Origin of the sequence: Paraburkholderia caballeronis (genome assembly GCF_900104845.1) — a bacterium.
GTDB lineage: Bacteria > Pseudomonadota > Gammaproteobacteria > Burkholderiales > Burkholderiaceae > Paraburkholderia > Paraburkholderia caballeronis.
In genome coordinates, this window is the sequence record NZ_FNSR01000001.1 from 771,241 (window position 1) to 792,317 (window position 21,077).

Below are 21,077 nucleotides of genomic sequence, written 5' to 3' on the forward strand. Positions count from 1 at the left end.
TTATGCCGGGACCGGATGCGGCCGGCTGTCTTGTCGGGTCCCGACAGGCGCCGTATCCCCCGTGATGAACTTCCTTGTGTGACAACATGAAAAATCAACCGGCCACGCTGTGGTTGACCGGCCTGAGCGCCGCGGGCAAGACGACTCTGGCGCAGGCGCTCGCGGAGCGTCTCGCCGCTGCGGGGGCGGTCTGCCAGATACTCGACGGCGACGTCGTGCGCAAGGAATTGAGCCGCGATCTGGGGTTTTCGAAGGCGGATCGAAGCGAGAACATCCGGCGCGTGGCGGACCGTTGCAGGCAGATCAACGACGCCGGAACGTGGGCCATCGCCGCGCTGATTTCGCCGTACCGCGAAGATCGCGAGCAGGCGCGCCGGATCGTGGGCGAAGGCCGCTTCTTCGAGGTGTACCTGGCAACGCCGCTCGCCGTATGCGAGGCGCGCGACCCGAAGGGACTGTATCGCCGCGCACGTGCCGGCGACCTCGCGAACTTCACCGGCGTCAGCGACCCGTATGAGGAACCGCTGAACCCCGATCTGCGGCTGGACACGGCGGCGCTCTCCGTCGCGGGGTGCGTCGACGCGACGATGGATTTGATGCAACGGCGCTGATGCCGAGGGAGACGATACCCATGCCGACAGTCGATGCGAACTGGGAAGAATGGCTGGCCACCAACGTGACCCGCGGATGTAGCGCCGACTCGATGACGGACGCGATGGTGCGGGCCGGCTTCGAACCGGCTGTCGCCGATTCGGCCGTGCGTCGCGCGGTGGGCGGGGCGGTTGCCGATGGCGGGGCCGCCCCGACAGGCTCCGCGCAATATCGCTACGACCCGGCGCCGGTCTCCGCCGGGAACCTCGTGCATGCGTTCGATCGCGATGTTTCCGTGCTGATGCGCTGCGAGCGGCCACAGATCGTGATCTTCGGCGACGTGCTCTCCGCCGCCGAGTGCGACGAATTGATCGAGCGCTCGCGGCACCGGCTCAAGCGCAATACCACGATCAATCCCGAGACAGGCGCGGAAGACGTGATCCGGAACCGGACCAGCGAGGGAACATGGTTTCCGCGCGGCGAGGACGCGTTCATCGAACGGCTCGACCGGCGGATCGCGTGTCTGATGAACTGGCCGGTGGAGAACGGCGAAGGGCTGCAGATATTGCACTATGGCCCCGGCGCCGAGTATCGGCCGCATTTCGATTATTTCCCGCCGGAGCAGAGCGGCAGCGCGGTTCAACTGGCGCATGGCGGTCAACGGGTGGCGACGCTCGTCATCTACCTGAACGATGTGGCGGAAGGCGGCGAAACGGTATTTCCCGATGCGGGCATCTCGGTCACGGGCAGGAAAGGCACCGCTGTCTATTTCCGCTACATGAACGGGATGCGCCAACTCGATCCGTTGAGCTTGCACGCCGGGGCGCCGGTGCGTCGCGGGGAGAAGTGGATTGCGACGCGGTGGATGCGCGAGCACGCGTATCGGTGATGCCGGAGTGCAGTAGCGGCCGATGTGGCGACGGCGGCGGTTCGGGGTCGGGTCGTCTGGATTCGCTTTTTTCAGGCCGCCATCCGTGCTTCGTGCATCAACCTCTGCGGCGCTCGACGCAGAGCGATCCGAAGCTGCACGGGCAAGGCTTTGCTGGTGGCGTTGCGGTCATTGTTCCGATCGACCCGGCAAGTTCCGCTGAGACCAGCGCGTGATCGGAGCGCGCGTGGCCGGCGGGCACACGGACCGCCAGCCATCGGCAACACCGCGTCCTCCGTTCAGAAGTCGCCGTCCAGTCCGTCCTGCACCTGCTCCGCGGCGCGCAGCACCGCGCGCGCCTTGTTCTCGGTCTCCTGCCATTCGGACTCGGGCACCGAATCCGCGACGATGCCCGCCGCGGCCTGCACGTACAGATTGCCGTTGTGGATCAGCCCGGTGCGGATCGCGATCGCCAGGTCCATCTCGCCGTTGAACGACAGATAGCCGACCGCGCCGCCGTACAGGCCGCGCTTCACCGGCTCCAGTTCGTCGATCAGTTCCATCGCGCGAACCTTCGGCGCGCCCGACAGCGTGCCGGCCGGGAACGTCGCGCGCAGCACGTCGAAGTTGTTCATCCCCGGTTTCAGCTTGCCCTCGACCGAACTGACGATGTGCTGCACGTGCGAGTACTTCTCGATCACCATCTTGTCGGTCACCGCGACCGAGCCGATCTGCGCGATGCGGCCGACGTCGTTGCGCGCGAGGTCGATCAGCATCACGTGCTCGGCGATTTCCTTCGGATCGTTCAGCAGTTCGGTCGCCAGTTCCGTGTCGCGTTCCGGCGTGTTGCCGCGCGGACGCGTGCCGGCGAGCGGGCGGATCGTCACGATGCGGTCGTCGCCGCGCTGCTCCTGGCGCACGAGGATTTCCGGCGACGCGCCGACCACGTGGAATTCGCCGAAGTTGTAGTAGTACATGTACGGCGACGGATTCAGCGAACGCAGCGCGCGATACAGCGACAGCGGATTGTCGCGGTACGGCTTCGTCAGGCGCTGGCCGACCTGCACCTGCATCAGCTCGCCGGCCGCTATGTATTCCTTCGCCTTGCGCACCGCGGTCAGATAGTCGTCCTTCGCGAACTCGCGGTAGATCTCGGTGCGCACGCTCGCGGACGTGACCGGCGGCTGCACGGTCGCGCGCAGCCGCTGCTTCAGCTCGCGCAGCCGCAGCTTCGCTTTCGCGTACGCCTCGGGCTGCGACGGGTCCGCATAGACGATCAGATACAGCTTGCCCGCGAGGTTGTCGATCACCGCGACTTCCTCGGTCAGCAGCAGCTGGATGTCGGGCAGGCCGAGGTCGTCGGGCGGCGCGGTGTCCGCGAGCTTCTTCTCGATGTAGCGCACCGCGTCGTAGCCGAAGTAACCGGCGAGGCCGCCGCAGAAGCGCGGCAGGCCCGGACGCTGCGCGACCTTGAAGCGCGCCTGGAACTGCGCGATGAATTCGAGCGGATCGCTTTCGTGCGTCTCGATCACCGCGCCGTCGCGCACGACTTCGGACACGCCGTTGCGGGTGCGGATCAGCGTGCGCGCGGGCAGGCCGATGAACGAGTAGCGGCCGAACCGCTCGCCGCCGACCACCGATTCGAGCAGGAACGAGTTCGCGCCGCCGCGCTCGGCCTGTGCGAGCTTCAGATACAGCGACAGCGGCGTTTCGAGATCGGCGAGCGCTTCGGCGATCAGCGGGATGCGGTTGAAACCCTCGTTCGCGAGGGACTTGAATTCGAGTTCGGTCATGTTCCGATCCTGTTCGTGCAGTCGGCCGCGGGGTCGTCGGGCGGTCCGGAGGTGTCGCGTTGGGTGCGTTGCGCTGATGCGTCGTGTGTGTCGCCGGCGCGGGTCATGCGCCGGATGCGTTTCGATCGGGCCACGGGCGAACGGGACGACGCGAACCCGCTGCGTGAAGGCGACGGCTCGCGAACGAGAAGTCGTACACGCGGCAGGGTAACGTACACCGACGGCCTGTGAGCCGAAGCGTTACCGCAACGATCAAGAACGAGACACGCGCGAGTGCGCAGCGAAGTAAAAAACGTGCTGAAGACGAACTTCAGCGAACCTCGGCAGAGGTTAGCGCGACCAGCGACGCCAGGGCCATGCTCCCCGGTCGATGCTGCTCAGACTCCGTTTTTTATTCAGAAACATGATTGAAGAATGGACCTGTCTGGGTCAAGGCGAAGGTCAGTCGAGACCTTGATTGTGTGCCTGATTGTGCGCCGCGAGCGCCGTGGCGGCGTCGAGGAGCGTGGCAACTATACCATCCGATTCGATTTGTTGTACAGGCTGCCCGTGGTTGTAGCCATACGGCACGGTGAGCGTCGCCATGCCGGCTGCGCGGCCCGCCAGCGCGTCGTTTTCCGAATCGCCGATCGCGACCGCCGCCGCCGGCGCGACGCCCAGTTGCGCCAGCGCGGTCAGCATCGGCAGCGGGTCGGGTTTTTTCTTCGGCGTGCTGTCGCCGCCGATCACCACGTCGAAGTAACGCGCGAGCCCGTATTGTTCGAGCAGCCCGAGCGCGAAGCGGTGCGGCTTGTTCGTCACGCACGCGAGCTTCAGCCCCGCGTCGCGCAGCGCCGCAAGGCCGGCTTCGACGTCCGGATAGAGCCGCGTGTAGCGGCCGTTGATCTTCGCGTACTCGGCCTGATACAGCGCGAGCGCCTCGTCGAAGCGCGCCTGCGCGTCCGCTTCATCGAAGCGCGGCGCGAGCACGCTGCGCACCAGATGCTCTGAGCCCTTGCCGACGTAGTCGACCACTTCCTCGCGCGAGGTTTCGTTCGCGTCGAGCTGCGCGAGCATGCCGTTCAGGCCGGCCGCGAAGTCGTCCGCGGTATCGACCATCGTGCCGTCGAGATCGACGACCGCCGCGTCGATGCGCGCGGCGGCGAACACCGGCGCGCGGCTCATTGACGTTCCCCCGCGGTCGCGAGCTGCGCGCGCATCTGGTCGATCACCGCGCGGTAGTCGGGCTTGCCGAAGATCGCCGAGCCCGCGACGAACGTGTCCGCGCCGGCCGCCGCGATCTCCGCGATGTTGTCGATCTTCACGCCGCCGTCCACTTCGAGATGGATCTCGCGGCCGGTCTTGTCGCGGTACGCGTCGATGCGGCGGCGCGCCTCCCGCAGCTTCACGAGCGCCTCCGGAATGAACGACTGCCCGCCGAAACCCGGATTCACCGACATGATCAGCACGAGGTCCACCTTGTCCATCACATAGTCGAGATACGAAAGCGGCGTCGCCGGATTGAACACGAGGCCCGCCTTGCAGCCGTGGTCGCGGATCAGCGACAGCGTGCGGTCGATGTGGTCCGAGCCTTCCGGATGGAAGCTGATCAGGTTCGCGCCGGCCTTCGCGAAGTCCGGCACGATGCGGTCGACCGGGCGCACCATCAGATGCACGTCGATCGGCACCTGCACGTGCGGACGGATCGCCTCGCAGACGAGCGGGCCGATCGTCAGGTTCGGCACGTAGTGGTTGTCCATCACGTCGAAGTGGATCCAGTCCGCGCCGGCCGCGACGACGTTGCGGACTTCTTCGCCGAGGCGGGCGAAGTCGGCGGACAGGATGCTGGGGGCGATACGGAAGGTCGTCATGGCGTGAACCGGAGCAGGCGAAAAGCGCCATTTTACCGCCACCCGGCAGCACGAACCGGCCGGAATGCGGGTCGCCGGCGGACAGGTTGCCGCCGCGCGACACGCCGGGCGCGGCGGGCGCGGCACGTTAGCCGTTTGCCGTGCGATCCGCGGCGTTGCCGGGTTGCGGGCACCTGCCGCATCAAGCAGAATGCGAAACCATACCGGACGTCCGACGAAGTCCGCTGACCGTTGCCGGACGGGCGTCCGGCGCGATCTCCGGCGCGTTGCGCCCGCCTTATCGACCGGAATCAGGATGAGCCAGTACGAATTCAGCGTGACGTCGCAGGTGCGCTACCTGCCCGAAGAGTCGGATCCGGAGCGCCGCCAGTATGCGTTCGCGTACACGTTGACCATCCGCAATACCGGCCTCGTGAGCGCGCAATTGATCGCGCGCCATTGGGTGATCACCGACAGCGACAGCCACGTGCAGGAAGTGAAGGGGCTCGGCGTCGTCGGCCATCAGCCGCTGCTGAAGCCGGGCGAGCAGTTCGAGTACACGAGCTGGGCCGTGATCGCGACGCCGGTCGGCACGATGCGCGGCGAGTACTTCTGCGTGGCGGAGGACGGCGAGCGGTTCGACGCGCCGGTGCCGGAGTTCGTGCTGCGGATGCCGCGCACGCTGCATTGAACCGCCCGCGCGAACGGCGGTCTGCCTGCTAGTCCGGGCGGCGCGGCGCGCGCTTCTGTTTTTTCTTGCCCGACGTCGTCCACACGACGATGTAGACCACGAGGAAGAGCGGGATCAGGATTTCCAGCCCAACCATCAGCAGCGGGTATTCGTCGAATAAATCAGACATGGCGTTTTCCATCAAGAACAACCATTGTAGGCAGGTTTCGGGGTCCGCTTTTCCGCGCTTTTTCGACGGACTGCCGCGCGGCGGGCTGCGTCGCGCGTGCGGCTGGATCGGCGCGCTGTCGGTTGCGGTGCTGCTCGCGTCGTGCGGCGGGCGCAACGTCGTGCGGACCGCGCCGCCGACCGGCCCGGCGATCGTGCCGGGTCAGATCGCGGCCGCGCGGCTCACGCCGGTCGCATGGCAGCAGGTGCCGGGCTGGCAGGACGATTCGCTGATCGGCGCGACGGCCGCGCTGCGCGAGAACTGCGCGCGGGTCGCGCGCGAGCCGCGCTGGCAGCGCGCGTGCGCGGCGGCGACGCAACTCGACGACCTCGACGTTGCGGGTGCGCGCACGTTCTTCGAGACGTACTTCACGCCGTTCCAGTTCGCGAACACCGACGGCACGCTCGACGGCCTCGTGACCGGCTACTACGAGCCGCTGCTGCACGGCTCGCGCGTGCGCCACGGCATCTATCAGACCGCGCTGTACCGCTGGCCGTCCGGCTATCGCGCGGGCGCGGCGCTGCCGCCGCGCGCGCAGCTCGAACGCGCGGGCGTGCTCGACGGCAACGAACTGGTGTGGGTCGACGATCCGATCGAGGCGTTTTTCCTCCAGGTGCAGGGCTCCGGCCGGGTGCTGATGGAAGACGGCAGCGTGATGCGGGTCGGCTTCGGCGGCACCAACAACCAGCCGTACCGGTCGATCGGCCGCTGGCTGCTGGACCATGGCGAACTGACGCCCGCGCAGGCGACGATGCAGGGAATCAAGGCGTGGGCGCGCGCGAACCCGTCGCGCGTCGACGGCTTGCTCGACACGAATCCGCGTTTCGTGTTCTTCCGCGAGATGCCGTCCGGCGAGAACGCGCCGACCGGCGGCGCGGACGGCCCGATCGGCGCGCTCGGCGTGCCGCTGACGCCGGAGCGGTCGATCGCGGTGGACCCGTCGTCGATCCCGCTCGGCACGCCGGTGTTCCTGCAGACGACCCGGCCGCTGACGAACACGCCGCTGAACCGGCTCGTGTTCGCGCAGGACACGGGTTCCGCGATCAAGGGCGGCGTGCGCGCGGACTACTTCTGGGGACTCGGCGACGAGGCCGGCGACCTGGCCGGCAAGATGAAGCAGGGCGGCCGGATGTGGCTGCTGTTTCCGAACTCGTGATTGCCGGCGGATGGCTGGCGGGTGCGAACGACAGAGGGGCCGGCGGCGCGCTGCCGCCGGCCCCTCTGCTTATGTAGGCGCGTAGTGCGGGCGCGTTACGAGAACCGCTTGTCCACGATGCGCCGCGCCTTGCCGACCGAACGTTCGATGCCGTTCACCGGCAGCACGTTGACGATCGCGGTCACGCCGACCAGCGCCTTGATGTCGTAGGCGAGCGCCTGGCCCGCGCGGATCGGTTCGCCCGTTGCCTCGGCCGCATCCGACGCCGGCTCGACGTTCAGCGTCATCACGTCGAGCGGGCCTTCCTTCGTCAGCACCACCTGATAATGCGGCGCGAGCGCATGCTGCTTCAGCAGCAGCTCCTCGATCTGCGTCGGAAACACGTTCACGCCGCGGATGATCATCATGTCGTCCGAGCGGCCGGTGATCTTCTCCATCCGCCGCATCGTGCGCGCGGTGCCGGGCAGCAGGCGCGTGAGGTCGCGCGTGCGGTAGCGGACGATCGGCAGCGCCTCCTTGGTCAGCGACGTGAACACCAGTTCGCCGAATTCGCCTTCGGGCAGCACCTCGCCGGTCTCCGGGTCGATGATCTCCGGATAGAAATGGTCTTCCCAGATCGTCGGGCCGTCCTGCGTTTCCGCGCATTCGCACGCGACGCCCGGCCCCATCACTTCCGACAGCCCGTAGATGTCGACCGCCGTGATGCCGGCGCGCTGCTCGATGGCCGAACGCATCTCGTTGGTCCACGGCTCCGCGCCGAAGATGCCGACGCGCAGCGACGACTTCGCCGGATCGAGGCCCTGGCGCTCCATCTCGTCGGCGATCGACAGCATGTAGCTCGGCGTGACCATGATGATGTCCGGCCGGAAGTCCTGGATCAGTTGCACCTGCTTTTCGGTCTGGCCGCCGCCGAACGGGATCACCGTGAGGCCCGCGCGCTCCGCGCCGTAGTGCGCGCCGAGCCCGCCGGTGAAGAGGCCGTAGCCGTAGCTCACGTGCACCTTGTCGCCGCGCCGCGCGCCGGCCGCGCGGATCGAGCGCGCGACGAGGTTCGCCCACGTGTCGATGTCGCGCGCGGTGTAGCCGACGACGGTCGGCTTGCCGGTCGTGCCCGACGACGCGTGAATCCGCGAGACCTGCTCCTGCGGCACCGCGAACATCCCGAACGGGTAGTTGTCGCGCAGGTCCTTCTTGGTCGTGAACGGGAAGCGCGCGAGATCGGACAGCGATTGCAGCTCGGACGGATGGACGCCGGCCTCGTCGAACTTGCGGCGATAGACCGGCGAGTTCTCGTACGCGTGCGTCAGCGACCACTTCAGTCGCGTGAGCTGAAGCGCCGCGAGTTCGTCGCGGCTCGCCGTTTCGATGGGGTCGAGCGGCAGCGTGGTGGTCATCGGTGTCTCCTGAGCCTTCAAAAAGATTACGCGGGATGTCGGGTGATTCAATGCGGGTTGACCCGGCCGGACCTCGCTCTGTGCGGCGGGTCTGCGGCCGTCGTCGGATGTCGTATGCGGCTGGCGGGTTTGCCGGTCTTGCCGTCTAGTCCGCGACCGGAATGACGGTGCCGCGGATTTGCGCGGACTTGCCGCGAAAGAGCGCCACCGTTTCGCCGGCGCGGTTCGTGACCGTTATGTCGTACACGCCGTTGCGGCCCGACAGGATCTGCTCGACCGCTTCGGCGGCGAGCACGTCGTCGGGCTGCACGGGACGCAGGAATTCGATCGAGCAGCCGGCCGCGACTGTGTTCACGTTGTACGAGTTGCACGCGAACGCGAACGTGGAGTCGGCGAGCGTGAAGATCAGTCCGCCGTGGCAGATCTGATGGCCGTTCAGGAAGTCCGGCCGCACGGCCATGCGCAGCTTCGCGTAGCCGGCGCGGACTTCGACGAGTTCGATGCCGAGCGCGCGGCTGCATGCGTCCGCTTCGTACATCGCGTGCGCGGTGGCGCGCGCGAGTTCGTCGGGGCTCATCGATGCGGGGTGCTGGAGTTCGGATGACATGTCAACGGCCCTCGAAGCGCGGCGCGCGTTTTTCGATGAACGCGCGGACGCCTTCCGCGTAGTCGTGCGACGCGCCCAGTTCGCGTTGCAGGTCGCGTTCGAGATCGAGCTGCTGGTCGAGCGTGTTCGTCGCGGCGGCGCGCAGCGCGCTGCGGGTCGCGACGAGCGCGCGTGTCGGCTGCTGCGCGAGTTGCGCGGCGAGTTTCGTCGCGGCCTGTGGCAGTTCGGCGTCGTCGACGACCTGCCACACGAGCCCCCAGCTCTCGGCCTTTTCTGCGCCGAGTTTCTCGCCGGTCATCGCGAGCCCGAGCGCGCGCGCGACGCCGACGCGCTGCGGCAGGAACCAGGTGCCGCCCGAGTCCGGCACCAGGCCGATCTTCACGAACGCCTGGATGAAGCTCGCGGAGCGCGCGGCGATCGCGATGTCGCACGCGAGCGCGAGATTCGCGCCGGCGCCGGCGGCCGTGCCGTTGACCGCGGCGATCGTCGGCATCGGCAGCGCGTGGAGCCGGCGGATCAGCGGGTTGAAGTGCTCGTCGATCAGCGCGCCGAGATCGGTCGATGCGCCCGGCGTGAAGTCCAGGTCCGCGAGGTCCTGGCCCGCGCAGAAGCCGCGCCCGGCGCCGGTCAGCACGAGCGCGCGCGCGTTGGCCGCGACGGCTTCGTCGAGCGCGGCCGCGAGTTCGCGGTGCATTGCGCGCGTGAAGCTGTTGAGCTTGTCGGGGCGGTTCAGCGTGACCGTCGCGACGCGCGTGGCGGCGTCGAGGTCGAGCCGGATCGATTCGTAGGCCATCGGTTGTCTCCTTGTCTGCGTGTTCGGTGCGGCGTTCGCGCGGCGGCGCGACCTGGCTTTCAGGCCTGGCCGTCAGACCCGCTCGATCGCGAGCGCGATGCCCTGGCCGACGCCGATGCACATCGTGCACAGCGCGAAGCGCCCGTTCGTGCGTTCGAGCTGATACATCGCGGTCGTCACGAGACGCGCGCCGGACGCGCCGAGCGGATGCCCGAGCGCGATCGCGCCGCCGTTCGGGTTCACGCGCGGATCGTCGTCGGCGACGCCGAGCATCCGCAGCACCGCGAGCCCCTGTGACGCGAACGCTTCGTTCAGCTCGATCACGTCGAACTGATCGATCGTCATGCCGAGTTGCGCGAGCAGCTTGCGGGTGGCCGGCGCGGGGCCGATGCCCATGATGCGCGGCTCGACGCCGGCCGTCGCCATGCCGAGCACCCGCGCGCGGCGGCGCAGGCCGTAGCGTTCGGCGGCGGCATCGCTTGCGAGCAGCAGCGCGCACGCGCCGTCGTTCACGCCCGAGGCGTTGCCGGCCGTCACCGTACCGTCCGGGCGGACGACGCCCTTCAGCTTGCCGAGCGTTTCGAGCGACGTTTCGCGCGGATGCTCGTCGAGCGTCACGCGAATCGGATCGCCTTTCTTCTGCGCGACTTCGACCGCGACGATCTCCTGCGCGAGCGTGCCGTCACGCTGCGCGCGCGCCGCCTTCTGCTGGCTGCGCAGCGCGAACGCGTCCTGATCCGCGCGGCTGATGCCGAAATCGACCGCCACGTTTTCGGCCGTCTCCGGCATCGAGTCGATCCCGTATTCGCGCTTCATCAGCGGATTGACGAAACGCCAGCCGATCGTCGTGTCGTAGACCGCCGCGTCGCGTGCGAACGCGCTGGCCGCCTTGCCCATCACGAACGGTGCGCGCGTCATGCTCTCGACGCCGCCCGCGATCATCAGTTGCGCTTCGCCGGCCTTGATCGCGCGCGCCGCGCTGCCGACCGCGTCCATGCCCGACCCGCACAGGCGGTTCAGCGTGCCGCCGGGCGCGTCGGTCGGCAGGCCCGCAAGCAGCGCGGCCATCCGCGCGACGTTGCGGTTGTCCTCGCCGGCCTGGTTCGCGCAGCCGTACAGCACGTCGTCGAGCGCCTGCCAGTCCACGCCGGGATTGCGCGCGGCGAGCGCGCGGATCGGCACCGCGGCGAGGTCGTCCGCGCGGACGTCTTTCAGGGCGCCGCCGTAGCGGCCGAACGGGGTGCGAATCGCGTCGCAGATAAAGGCATCGGTCATCTTCGGTTCCTGCGGCACGACGGGGGAAGGCCGTCGTGCCGATGATGCTACGGGGAGGGGGCGCGGCGCGCCATTCGGCCGAACGGACTAGGCCGTTGCGCCGGCTTGAGCGGGCGCCGCCTTCGGCTCAACATGGACGCGGCTTTGAACCACGCGGAAGCGGTTCGCGACGAATGCGGCGTCGGCGAGCGCGGCGTTCGCGGCTGGATTCGCGCCGGTGCCGTGGAAGTCCGAGAACGCGGCCGACTGGTTCACGAACACGCCGCCGGTCAGGTTGATCGACAGCGCGACGCCGCCGGTGATCGCCGCTTCGTGCGCGGCGTCGATCACCTCGTCGTCGGTGCTGTAGACGGACAGCGTGAGCGCGCCGTGGTCGCGGGCGATCGAGCCGGCGAGTTCCAGCGACTGAGCGGTCGAGTCGGTTGCGATCACGAACGAGATCGGGCCGAACCATTCGCGCGTGAACGACGCGGCGTCGCGTGCTGCGTCCAGTTGCAGCACGAGCGGCGTGCGCACGCGCGCGGCGGGGAACTGCGGGTGTTCGAGCGTCTGACTGTCGGCGAGCACGGCGCCGAGCGGGCGCGCTTCGTCGAGGCGCTGGATCACGCCGTCGTTCTGGATCGCGCCGAGCACTTCGACGGCGCGCGCCGGATCGGCGACGAACTTCTGCACCGCGCCGGCGATCGCCTGCGCGACGGCGTCGAAGCCGACGTGGCCGTCCGCGGTGCGGATGCCGTCGCGCGGCACGTAGATGTTCTGCGGCGCGGTGCACATCTGGCCGGAGTACAGCGACAGCGAGAAGGCGATGTTGCGCGCCGCCGCCTTCAGGTCGTCGACCGAGTCGATCACGATCTGGTTGACGCCGGCCTTTTCCGTGTACACCTGCGCCTGGTGCGCATGCTGTTCGAGCCAGTTGCCGTTCTGCGAACTGCCGGTGAAGTCGATCAGCCGGATTTCCGGGCGCAGCGCGAGGTCCTGCACGAGCGCGCCGTCGTTCGGCTCGGTCGCGAGCAGCGTGACCACGTTCGGATCGAAGCCCGCTTCGCGCAGCACGTCGCGCGCGATGCGCACGGTGATCGCGAGCGGCAGGATCGCGCCCGGGTGCGGTTTCACGATGACCGTGTTGCCGGTCGCGAGATCGGCGAACAGGCCGGGGTAGCCGTTCCACGTCGGGAACGTGCAGCAGCCCAGCACGAGGCCGGTGCCGCGCGGCACGATCGTGAAGCGCTTGCGCATCGCGAGCGGCGGGTTCTTGCCCTGTGGCTTTTCCCAGTGCGCGTCGGCCGGGATGCGGCGAAGCTGGTCCCACGCGTATGCAACCGCTTCGAGCGCGCGGTCCTGGGCGTGCGGGCCGCCCGCCTGGAACGCCATCATGAACGCCTGGCCGGTCGTGTGCATCACGCTGTACGCGATCTCGAAGCTCGCGCGGTTCAACCGCGACAGGATTTCGAGGCTCACGCCGACCCATGCCTGCGGGCCGGCTTCACGCCATGCGCGCTGGGCTGCGCCGGCGGCGGCGATCAACTGGTCGGGTGTCGATTTCGGGTAGCGCGCGCCGAGTGCGAAGCCGAACGGCGACGATTCGCTGCCGACCGTTTCGCCGGTCGACGGCTGGTCGAGTTCGAACGGGCGGTTCAGGTGAGACTTGAACGCCGCTTCGCCATCCGCGTTCGCCGTTTCCCCGTACACTTTCGGGCTGGGCATTTCGGCGAACGGGCTCCAGTAGCCGCGCGTCTCGATGGCGGTGAGCGCCTGTTGCAGCGCGTTCTCGTGCTTGCTGAATAACGGATGTGTCATGGCGCAACGTAGGTGGAAACGGGTTGGTGGAACCAGTGCCGATTAATTGACCGACCGGTTGGTCGACAAATGTTAGCATTAGTCAAAGAACGGTGCGAAAAATTTTCGGGTTTTTTATCGGGAAGGAGGGTGTATGGCTTATGAAAACATTCTGATCGACACGCACGGGCGCGTCGGCCTCGTCACGCTGAACCGGCCGAAGGCGCTCAACGCGCTGAACGACGCGCTGATGGACGAACTGGGCGCGGCGCTGAAGGCATTCGACGCGGACGAGGGGATCGGTGCGATCGTGATCACCGGCAGCGAGAAGGCATTCGCGGCGGGCGCCGACATCGGGATGATGGCGAGCTACACGTTCATGGACGTGTACAAGGGCGACTACATCACGCGCAACTGGGAGACGATCCGCTCGATCCGCAAGCCGATCATCGCGGCGGTGGCGGGCTTTGCGCTTGGCGGCGGCTGCGAGCTGGCGATGATGTGCGACATCATCTTTGCGGCGGACACCGCGAAGTTCGGGCAGCCGGAGATCAAGCTCGGCGTGATTCCGGGCGCAGGCGGCACGCAGCGGCTGCCGCGCGCGGTGTCGAAAGCGAAGGCGATGGATCTGTGCCTGACCGGGCGGATGATGGACGCGGAAGAGGCGGAGCGGGCCGGCCTCGTGTCGCGGATCATTCCGGCGGCGAACCTCGTCGAGGAGGCGATTACGGCGGCGACGATCATCTCTGGTTATTCGCTGCCTGCGGTGATGATGGCGAAGGAGTCGGTGAACCGCGCATACGAGACGACGCTGGCCGAGGGCGTGCACTTCGAGCGCCGCATGTTCCACTCGCTGTTCGCGACCGAGGATCAGAAGGAAGGGATGGCCGCGTTCGTCGAGAAGCGCAAGCCGGAGTTCAAGAACCGGTAGCGAAGTGGGTGGTGGTCTGCCGCAGGTGGTGAGTGATGCTGCTCAATTTTCTGCGTCAGGCTCTTGCCTGCTGCGACGGGATAGCCTACTATTCGGCTCCCCGCGAGAGGCGGGGAAACTGCGAAGTTGGGCGGGGCCTGACATGCGGTGGCGGGGTCAACATCCGGAAGGGGTAGCGGTAAAAAAGGTGTTGACGAAGCGGGAAAGGTTGTTCATAATCTCGTTTCTCTGCTGCTGACGCAGCAACGCACGAAACGCCGGGTAGTGAGTGGTTTTCCGGGGTTGAGTGTGACGCGATCTTTAAAAATTTACAGCCGATAAGTGTGGGCGCTCGATGCGGACTGCGCGACATCCTCTCCTTCGGGAGGGGGTGCAGCAAAAGTATCAGCAGCAAGGCGCTCGCACGAAAGTAAAGGTGGGTTTCACGCCCGTTGAGAAACGGGGGTGGAATCTGTCAGCACTTTGAGTGAGCGACCGGCTCCGGTGAGAGATCACTGGAACCGAAAGACAGTAACAGGTTTGAACTGAAGAGTTTGATCCTGGCTCAGATTGAACGCTGGCGGCATGCCTTACACATGCAAGTCGAACGGCAGCGCGGGGGCAACCCTGGCGGCGAGTGGCGAACGGGTGAGTAATACATCGGAACGTGTCCATTAGTGGGGGATAGCCCGGCGAAAGCCGGATTAATACCGCATACGATCTGTGGATGAAAGCGGGGGACCGAAAGGCCTCGCGCTAACGGGGCGGCCGATGGCGGATTAGGTAGTTGGTGGGGTAAAGGCCTACCAAGCCGACGATCCGTAGCTGGTCTGAGAGGACGACCAGCCACACTGGGACTGAGACACGGCCCAGACTCCTACGGGAGGCAGCAGTGGGGAATTTTGGACAATGGGGGCAACCCTGATCCAGCAATGCCGCGTGTGTGAAGAAGGCCTTCGGGTTGTAAAGCACTTTTGTCCGGAAAGAAATCATCCCTGCTAATACCGGGGGTGGATGACGGTACCGGAAGAATAAGCACCGGCTAACTACGTGCCAGCAGCCGCGGTAATACGTAGGGTGCGAGCGTTAATCGGAATTACTGGGCGTAAAGCGTGCGCAGGCGGTGATGTAAGACCGATGTGAAATCCCCGGGCTTAACCTGGGAACTGCATTGGTGACTGCATCGCTGGAGTATGGCAGAGGGGGGTGGAATTCCACGTGTAGCAGTGAAATGCGTAGAGATGTGGAGGAACACCGATGGCGAAGGCAGCCCCCTGGGCCAATACTGACGCTCATGCACGAAAGCGTGGGGAGCAAACAGGATTAGATACCCTGGTAGTCCACGCCCTAAACGATGTCAACTGGTTGTTGGGGATTCATTTCCTTAGTAACGTAGCTAACGCGTGAAGTTGACCGCCTGGGGAGTACGGTCGCAAGATTAAAACTCAAAGGAATTGACGGGGACCCGCACAAGCGGTGGATGATGTGGATTAATTCGATGCAACGCGAAAAACCTTACCTACCCTTGACATGTACGGAACCCTGGTGAGAGCCGGGGGTGCCCGAAAGGGAGCCGTAACACAGGTGCTGCATGGCTGTCGTCAGCTCGTGTCGTGAGATGTTGGGTTAAGTCCCGCAACGAGCGCAACCCTTGTCCCTAGTTGCTACGCAAGAGCACTCCAGGGAGACTGCCGGTGACAAACCGGAGGAAGGTGGGGATGACGTCAAGTCCTCATGGCCCTTATGGGTAGGGCTTCACACGTCATACAATGGTCGGAACAGAGGGTCGCCAACCCGCGAGGGGGAGCCAATCCCAGAAAACCGATCGTAGTCCGGATCGCAGTCTGCAACTCGACTGCGTGAAGCTGGAATCGCTAGTAATCGCGGATCAGCATGCCGCGGTGAATACGTTCCCGGGTCTTGTACACACCGCCCGTCACACCATGGGAGTGGGTTTTGCCAGAAGTGGCTAGTCTAACCGCAAGGAGGACGGTCACCACGGCAGGATTCATGACTGGGGTGAAGTCGTAACAAGGTAGCCGTATCGGAAGGTGCGGCTGGATCACCTCCTTTCCAGAGCTATGCGCGGTTCACGTGTCAGAGCGCTCACACTTGTCGGCTGTAGAGAGAAGGACAGACCCGGGGGTCTGTAGCTCAGTCGGTTAGAGCACCGTCTTGATAAGGCGGGGGTCGCTGGTTCGAATCCAGCCAGACCCACCATCCTGGTCCGGAGGGTGCGAGCCACAGTCTCCCGCGTGTGTACGCAAGACACGGGGGGCATAGCTCAGCTGGGAGAGCACCTGCTTTGCAAGCAGGGGGTCGTCGGTTCGATCCCGTCTGCCTCCACCAAGGTCTGTCCATCAGTCATCAGTGCACAGTGTCCTGTTCAGGGTATTGCGCATTGGCGACTGAGCCAGTCAGCTGATTATCGGCTGTCGTTCTTTAACAATCAGGAAGAAGTAGTAAAGAGATTCATCGAAAGCACTTAGAGATGGGTGTGAGTAGAGAATCAGGGTTGTGATTGTATCGATGTATCTCAAGGCCGTCGCAAGACGGATTGGAATACGGCACAACGCTAAAACTCAACCTGTAGCGGAGCGGCTTCGAAAGAGGCCCACCCGTTATAGGGTCAAGCGAACAAGTGCATGTGGTGGATGCCTTGGCGATCACAGGCGATGAAGGACGCGGTAGCCTGCGAAAAGCTCCGGGGAGCTGGCAAACAAGCTTTGATCCGGAGATGTCCGAATGGGGAAACCCACTCCGAATGGAGTATCCATGGCTGAATACATAGGCCATGTGAAGCGAACGCGGCGAACTGAAACATCTAAGTAGCCGCAGGAACAGAAATCAACCGAGATTCCCAGAGTAGTGGCGAGCGAAATGGGATCAGCCTGCATTCTTTATCTGTACCGTTAGTCGAACGCTCTGGAAAGTGCGGCCATAGCAGGTGATAGCCCTGTAGACGAAAACGGCATGGAAGAACTAGGTATGCGACAAGTAGGGCGGGACACGTGAAATCCTGTCTGAAGATGGGGGGACCATCCTCCAAGGCTAAATACTCGTGATCGACCGATAGTGAACCAGTACCGTGAGGGAAAGGCGAAAAGAACCCCGGGAGGGGAGTGAAACAGATCCTGAAACCGCATGCATACAAACAGTCGGAGCCTCGCAAGGGGTGACGGCGTACCTTTTGTATAATGGGTCAGCGACTTACATTCAGTGGCGAGCTTAACCGTATAGGGCAGGCGTAGCGAAAGCGAGTCCGAACAGGGCGTCCAGTCGCTGGGTGTAGACCCGAAACCAGGTGATCTATCCATGGCCAGGCTGAAGGCACGGTAACACGTGCTGGAGGGCCGAACCCACTAACGTTGAAAAGTTAGGGGATGAGCTGTGGATAGGGGTGAAAGGCTAAACAAACCTGGAAATAGCTGGTTCTCTCCGAAAACTATTTAGGTAGTGCCTCGTGTATCACCTTCGGGGGTAGAGCACTGTCATGGTTGAAGGGTCCATTGCGGATTACTTCGCCATAGCAAACTCCGAATACCGAAGAGTGCAATCACGGGAGACAGACATCGGGTGCTAACGTCCGGTGTCAAGAGGGAAACAACCCAGACCGCCAGCTAAGGTCCCTAAAATTGGCTAAGTGGGAAACGAAGTGGGAAGGCAAAAACAGTCAGGAGGTTGGCTTAGAAGCAGCCACCCTTTAAAGAAAGCGTAATAGCTCACTGATCGAGTCGTCCTGCGCGGAAGATGTAACGGGGCTAAGCCAGTTACCGAAGCTGCGGATGCGTGCTTGCACGCATGGTAGGAGAGCGTTCCGTAAGCCTGCGAAGGTGCACTGGAAAGTGTGCTGGAGGTATCGGAAGTGCGAATGCTGACATGAGTAGCGATAAAGGGGGTGAAAGGCCCCCTCGCCGTAAGCCCAAGGTTTCCTACGCAACGTTCATCGGCGTAGGGTGAGTCGGCCCCTAAGGCGAGGCAGAAATGCGTAGCTGATGGGAAGCAGATTAATATTTCTGCACCATTGTGAAATGCGATGGGGGACGGATCGCGGAAGGTTGTCCGGGTGTTGGAAGTCCCGGTCGCTGCATTGGAGAAGGTACCCTGGCAAATCCGGGTACGGAATTCAAGGGTGTGGCGCGAGCTCCTTCGGGAGCGAAGCAATCGGAAGGGGTTCCAGGAAAAGCCTCTAAGCTTCAGTTTCACAGTGACCGTACCGCAAACCGACACAGGTGGGCGAGATGAGTATTCTAAGGCGCTTGAGAGAACTCGGGAGAAGGAACTCGGCAAATTGGTACCGTAACTTCGGGATAAGGTACGCCCCTGTAGCTTGAGCGGCTCGCGCCGTGAGGGTGAAGGGGTTGCAATAAACTGGTGGCTGCGACTGTTTAATAAAAACACAGCACTCTGCAAACACGAAAGTGGACGTATAGGGTGTGACGCCTGCCCGGTGCCGGAAGATTAAATGATGGGGTGCAAGCTCTTGATTGAAGTCCCGGTAAACGGCGGCCGTAACTATAACGGTCCTAAGGTAGCGAAATTCCTTGTCGGGTAAGTTCCGACCTGCACGAATGGCGTAACGATGGCCACACTGTCTCCTCCCGAGACTCAGCGAAGTTGAAGTGTTTGTGATGATGCAATCTCCCCGCGGCTAGACGGAAAGACCCCATGAACCTTTACTGCAGCTTTGCATTGGACTTTGAACCGGTTTGTGTAGGATAGGTGGGAGGCTGTGAAGCGGCAACGCCAGTTGTCGTGGAGCCGTCCTTGAAATACCACCCTGATCTGTTTGAGGTTCTAACCTTGGTCCGTTATCCGGATCGGGGACAGTGCATGGCAGGCAGTTTGACTGGGGCGGTCTCCTCCCAAAGGGTAACGGAGGAGTACGAAGGTACGCTAGGTACGGTCGGAAATCGTGCTGATAGTGCAATGGCATAAGCGTGCTTGACTGCGAGACTGACAAGTCGAGCAGGTGCGAAAGCAGGTCATAGTGATCCGGTGGTTCTGTATGGAAGGGCCATCGCTCAACGGATAAAAGGTACTCTGGGGATAACAGGCTGATACCGCCCAAGAGTTCATATCGACGGCGGTGTTTGGCACCTCGATGTCGGCTCATCTCATCCTGGGGCTGTAGCCGGTCCCAAGGGTATGGCTGTTCGCCATTTAAAGAGGTACGTGAGCTGGGTTTAAAACGTCGTGAGACAGTTTGGTCCCTATCTGCCGTGGGCGCTGGAAGTTTGAGGGGGCCTGCTCCTAGTACGAGAGGACCGGAGTGGACGAACCTCTGGTGTACCGGTTGTCACGCCAGTGGCATCGCCGGGTAGCTATGTTCGGAAGAGATAACCGCTGAAAGCATCTAAGCGGGAAACTCGCCTCAAGATGAGACTTCCCCGGGGCTTCGAGCCCCTTGAAGGGTCGTTCAAGACCAGGACGTTGATAGGTCAGGTGTGGAAGCGCAGTAATGCGTTAAGCTAACTGATACTAATTGCCCGTAAGGCTTGATCCTATAACAGGTGTGTCGGTCATGGCCGGTGCCTCAGCACCCGGCCGGACCCATCCCCCAGCGGGATGCGCCGCAAGTTGAGAACGTGTTGTGCAGAACATCACAACCCCCACTCTTTACGCTTCTTCCAGATTGGCTGTGGCGCGACCCCAAACCGCGACGCAGCAACCCGTCATGCCTGATGACCATAGCGAGTCGGTCCCACCCCTTCCCATCCCGAACAGGACCGTGAAACGACTCCACGCCGATGATAGTGCGGATTGCCCGTGTGAAAGTAGGTAATCGTCAGGCTCCTCATGCTGTCCCCGATACCCCGGCCTCTCCACCCAACGGAGGGTCGGGGTTCGGCGTTTACGGCACTGAAAAACAATAAACGCCCCGGCTCGGCGTTCAGTACCTCAGTGGCGGCGGGACCGCCCAGCCACGCGATGCGACTTACCCTCGCGACAGAAACCGTGTCGCCAACTGTACCCAGTACGTCGATCCAACCGGCAGCAACTGGTCGTTGAAGTCATAACTCGCGTTGTGCAGCATGCACGGACCGGCTCCATGCCCCGCATCACGATGCCCGCCATCGCCGTTCCCAAGAAACGCATAGCAGCCCGGCTTCTCAAGCAGCATGAACGAGAAATCCTCGGCGCCCATCGTCGGCTCGACATTCGTCTCAACGCGTTCAGAACCGATAACCTCTTTCATTACCTCAGCCGCGAACTGCGTTTCCGCCGCGCTATTCACCGTTGGCGGATAGTTGCGATGAAACGCGACCTCCACCGTGCAGTCGTACGCCGCCGCCGTGCTTTCAGCGATCCTGCGCATCCGCGACTCGATCAGATCCAGCGTTTCCGTCGTAAACGTCCGCACGGTCCCGCCAATCCACGCTACGTTAGGCACGACGTTCACCGCATCGCCCGCATGGATCTGCGTGATCGACAGCACTGCGGTATCGAGCGGTTTCTTGTTGCGCGTGATGATCCCCTGCAGTCCGTTCGCGATCTGCACGGCCGTGAACACCGGGTCGTGACCGTTATGCGGCAGCGCCGCATGAGAGCCGATGCCCTTGATGTCGATCCTGAACTCGTTGCTCGACGCCATGATCGGGCCTTCGGTCACACCGAAGTGTCCTGCAGGCATGCCCGGCCAGTTGTGAATGCCGAACACCGCATCAACCGGGAAGCGTTCGAACAGACCGTCTTCGATCATCGCCTTCGCGCCCGCGCCGCCTTCCTCCGCCGGCTGGAAGATGAACACGATCGTTCCGTTGAACTGGCCATGCTTCGCCAGATGCCGCGCCGCGCCAAGCAGCATCGCGGTATGGCCGTCGTGCCCGCACGCATGCATCCTGCCTTCGTTGCGCGACCGGTGATCGAACGTGTTCAGCTCCTGAATCGGCAGCGCATCCATGTCCGCGCGCAGTCCGACGGACCGGTTGCCGTCGCCGCGTTTCAGCACGCCGACGACGCCGGTCTTGCCCAACCCGCGAAACACGTCGATGCCCCATTCGGTCAGCTTCGACGCGACCAGTTCCGACGTCTCTGCCTCTTCGTAGCGCAGTTCGGGATGGGCATGGATCGTTCGTCGCAGCGTCTGGATTTCTCCATGCGCCGCCTGGATTTCCGGGATCAGTTTCATGGTGGACTGTGCCTGAGCAAGTTGACACCCGGTATCTGTCCGGGTCTGGACGGT

General features: G+C 64.1%; 15 protein-coding genes, 2 tRNA genes and 3 rRNA genes. 10 read left to right on the forward strand and 10 right to left on the reverse strand.

From position 1 onward, the window contains the following. The first annotated feature begins 86 nt into the window (after positions 1 to 86). Both cysC and BLV92_RS03400 read left to right on the forward strand, forming a co-directional pair. Complete coding sequence (cysC, locus tag BLV92_RS03395; protein ID WP_090542237.1) at positions 87 to 611, forward strand: adenylyl-sulfate kinase; 525 nt, start codon at positions 87 to 89, stop codon at positions 609 to 611. A 20-nt stretch (positions 612 to 631) separates the two neighbouring features. Beyond that, positions 632 to 1,480, forward strand: a complete 849-nt coding sequence (locus BLV92_RS03400) for a 2OG-Fe(II) oxygenase (protein WP_090542239.1) — start codon at positions 632 to 634, stop codon at positions 1,478 to 1,480. A gap of 278 nt (positions 1,481 to 1,758) precedes the next feature. Here the strand turns inward: BLV92_RS03400 and trpE are convergent, their stop codons facing one another. The 3 genes from trpE to rpe form a co-directional block, all read right to left on the reverse strand. Continuing rightward, a complete protein-coding gene (gene trpE, locus BLV92_RS03405) occupies positions 1,759 to 3,252 on the reverse strand; it encodes an anthranilate synthase component I (RefSeq protein ID WP_090542241.1) in 1,494 nt (497 codons plus the stop codon). Between the two features lie 441 nt (positions 3,253 to 3,693). After that, the gene (locus BLV92_RS03410) at positions 3,694 to 4,416 is read right to left on the reverse strand and encodes a phosphoglycolate phosphatase (RefSeq protein ID WP_090542243.1); all 723 of its coding nucleotides are present in this window, start codon (positions 4,414 to 4,416) and stop codon (positions 3,694 to 3,696) included. Continuing rightward, positions 4,413 to 5,102: a ribulose-phosphate 3-epimerase gene (gene rpe, locus BLV92_RS03415; protein WP_090542246.1), complete on the reverse strand. Its 690-nt coding sequence runs from the start codon at positions 5,100 to 5,102 to the stop codon at positions 4,413 to 4,415. The genes BLV92_RS03410 and rpe overlap by 4 nt, the downstream gene beginning before the upstream one ends. A 295-nt stretch (positions 5,103 to 5,397) precedes the next feature. Here rpe and apaG point away from each other — a divergent pair, with 295 nt between their 5' ends. Continuing rightward, a complete protein-coding gene (gene apaG / locus BLV92_RS03420) occupies positions 5,398 to 5,772 on the forward strand; it encodes a Co2+/Mg2+ efflux protein ApaG (protein ID WP_090542248.1) in 375 nt (124 codons plus the stop codon). A gap of 28 nt (positions 5,773 to 5,800) precedes the next feature. Here apaG and BLV92_RS31970 read toward each other — a convergent pair whose 3' ends face one another. Next, complete coding sequence (locus BLV92_RS31970; RefSeq protein WP_166676983.1) at positions 5,801 to 5,941, reverse strand: hypothetical protein; 141 nt, start codon at positions 5,939 to 5,941, stop codon at positions 5,801 to 5,803. Between BLV92_RS31970 and mltA the strand changes: the two genes are divergently transcribed. Next, a complete protein-coding gene (mltA, locus tag BLV92_RS03425) occupies positions 5,940 to 7,136 on the forward strand; it encodes a murein transglycosylase A (RefSeq protein ID WP_090542250.1) in 1,197 nt (398 codons plus the stop codon). The two genes, BLV92_RS31970 and mltA, sit on opposite strands and share 2 nt — an antisense overlap. Positions 7,137 to 7,231: 95 nt before the next feature. Here the strand turns inward: mltA and paaK are convergent, their stop codons facing one another. The 5 genes from paaK to paaN all read right to left on the reverse strand — a co-directional run bounded on the left by paaK (position 7,232) and on the right by paaN (position 13,002). Further along, the gene (paaK, locus tag BLV92_RS03430) at positions 7,232 to 8,530 is read right to left on the reverse strand and encodes a phenylacetate--CoA ligase PaaK (protein ID WP_090542252.1); all 1,299 of its coding nucleotides are present in this window, start codon (positions 8,528 to 8,530) and stop codon (positions 7,232 to 7,234) included. A 145-nt stretch (positions 8,531 to 8,675) separates the two neighbouring features. Next, a complete protein-coding gene (gene paaI, locus BLV92_RS03435; RefSeq protein WP_090542253.1) occupies positions 8,676 to 9,137 on the reverse strand; it encodes a hydroxyphenylacetyl-CoA thioesterase PaaI in 462 nt (153 codons plus the stop codon). 1 nt (position 9,138) lies between these two features. Continuing rightward, positions 9,139 to 9,930, reverse strand: a complete 792-nt coding sequence (paaG, locus tag BLV92_RS03440) for a 2-(1,2-epoxy-1,2-dihydrophenyl)acetyl-CoA isomerase PaaG (protein WP_090542254.1) — start codon at positions 9,928 to 9,930, stop codon at positions 9,139 to 9,141. Between the two features lie 72 nt (positions 9,931 to 10,002). Continuing rightward, complete coding sequence (pcaF, locus tag BLV92_RS03445; RefSeq protein WP_090542256.1) at positions 10,003 to 11,205, reverse strand: 3-oxoadipyl-CoA thiolase; 1,203 nt, start codon at positions 11,203 to 11,205, stop codon at positions 10,003 to 10,005. Positions 11,206 to 11,292: 87 nt separating this feature from the next. After that, positions 11,293 to 13,002: a phenylacetic acid degradation protein PaaN gene (paaN, locus tag BLV92_RS03450; RefSeq protein WP_090542258.1), complete on the reverse strand. Its 1,710-nt coding sequence runs from the start codon at positions 13,000 to 13,002 to the stop codon at positions 11,293 to 11,295. A gap of 133 nt (positions 13,003 to 13,135) precedes the next feature. Between paaN and BLV92_RS03455 the strand changes: the two genes are divergently transcribed. The 6 genes from BLV92_RS03455 to rrf all read left to right on the forward strand — a co-directional run bounded on the left by BLV92_RS03455 (position 13,136) and on the right by rrf (position 19,685). Beyond that, positions 13,136 to 13,912: an enoyl-CoA hydratase gene (locus tag BLV92_RS03455; RefSeq protein WP_090542260.1), complete on the forward strand. Its 777-nt coding sequence runs from the start codon at positions 13,136 to 13,138 to the stop codon at positions 13,910 to 13,912. Positions 13,913 to 14,433: 521 nt separating this feature from the next. Then, positions 14,434 to 15,964: ribosomal RNA gene (locus BLV92_RS03460) — 16S ribosomal RNA — on the forward strand. A gap of 70 nt (positions 15,965 to 16,034) precedes the next feature. Continuing rightward, a tRNA-Ile gene (locus BLV92_RS03465) sits at positions 16,035 to 16,111 on the forward strand. A 53-nt stretch (positions 16,112 to 16,164) separates the two neighbouring features. Then, positions 16,165 to 16,240, forward strand: a tRNA-Ala gene (locus BLV92_RS03470). A 278-nt stretch (positions 16,241 to 16,518) separates the two neighbouring features. Next, positions 16,519 to 19,397, forward strand: a 23S ribosomal RNA gene (locus BLV92_RS03475). Positions 19,398 to 19,571: 174 nt separating this feature from the next. Then, a 5S ribosomal RNA gene (gene rrf / locus BLV92_RS03480) occupies positions 19,572 to 19,685 on the forward strand. The 16S, 23S and 5S rRNA genes sit together here with 2 tRNA genes alongside, the layout of an rRNA operon. Before the next feature lie 144 nt (positions 19,686 to 19,829). Here rrf and BLV92_RS03485 read toward each other — a convergent pair. Next, on the reverse strand, positions 19,830 to 21,023 hold the full coding sequence (locus BLV92_RS03485; RefSeq protein ID WP_090542263.1) for a M20 aminoacylase family protein: 1,194 nt from the start codon (positions 21,021 to 21,023) through the stop codon (positions 19,830 to 19,832). Positions 21,024 to 21,077: the final 54 nt, after the last annotated feature.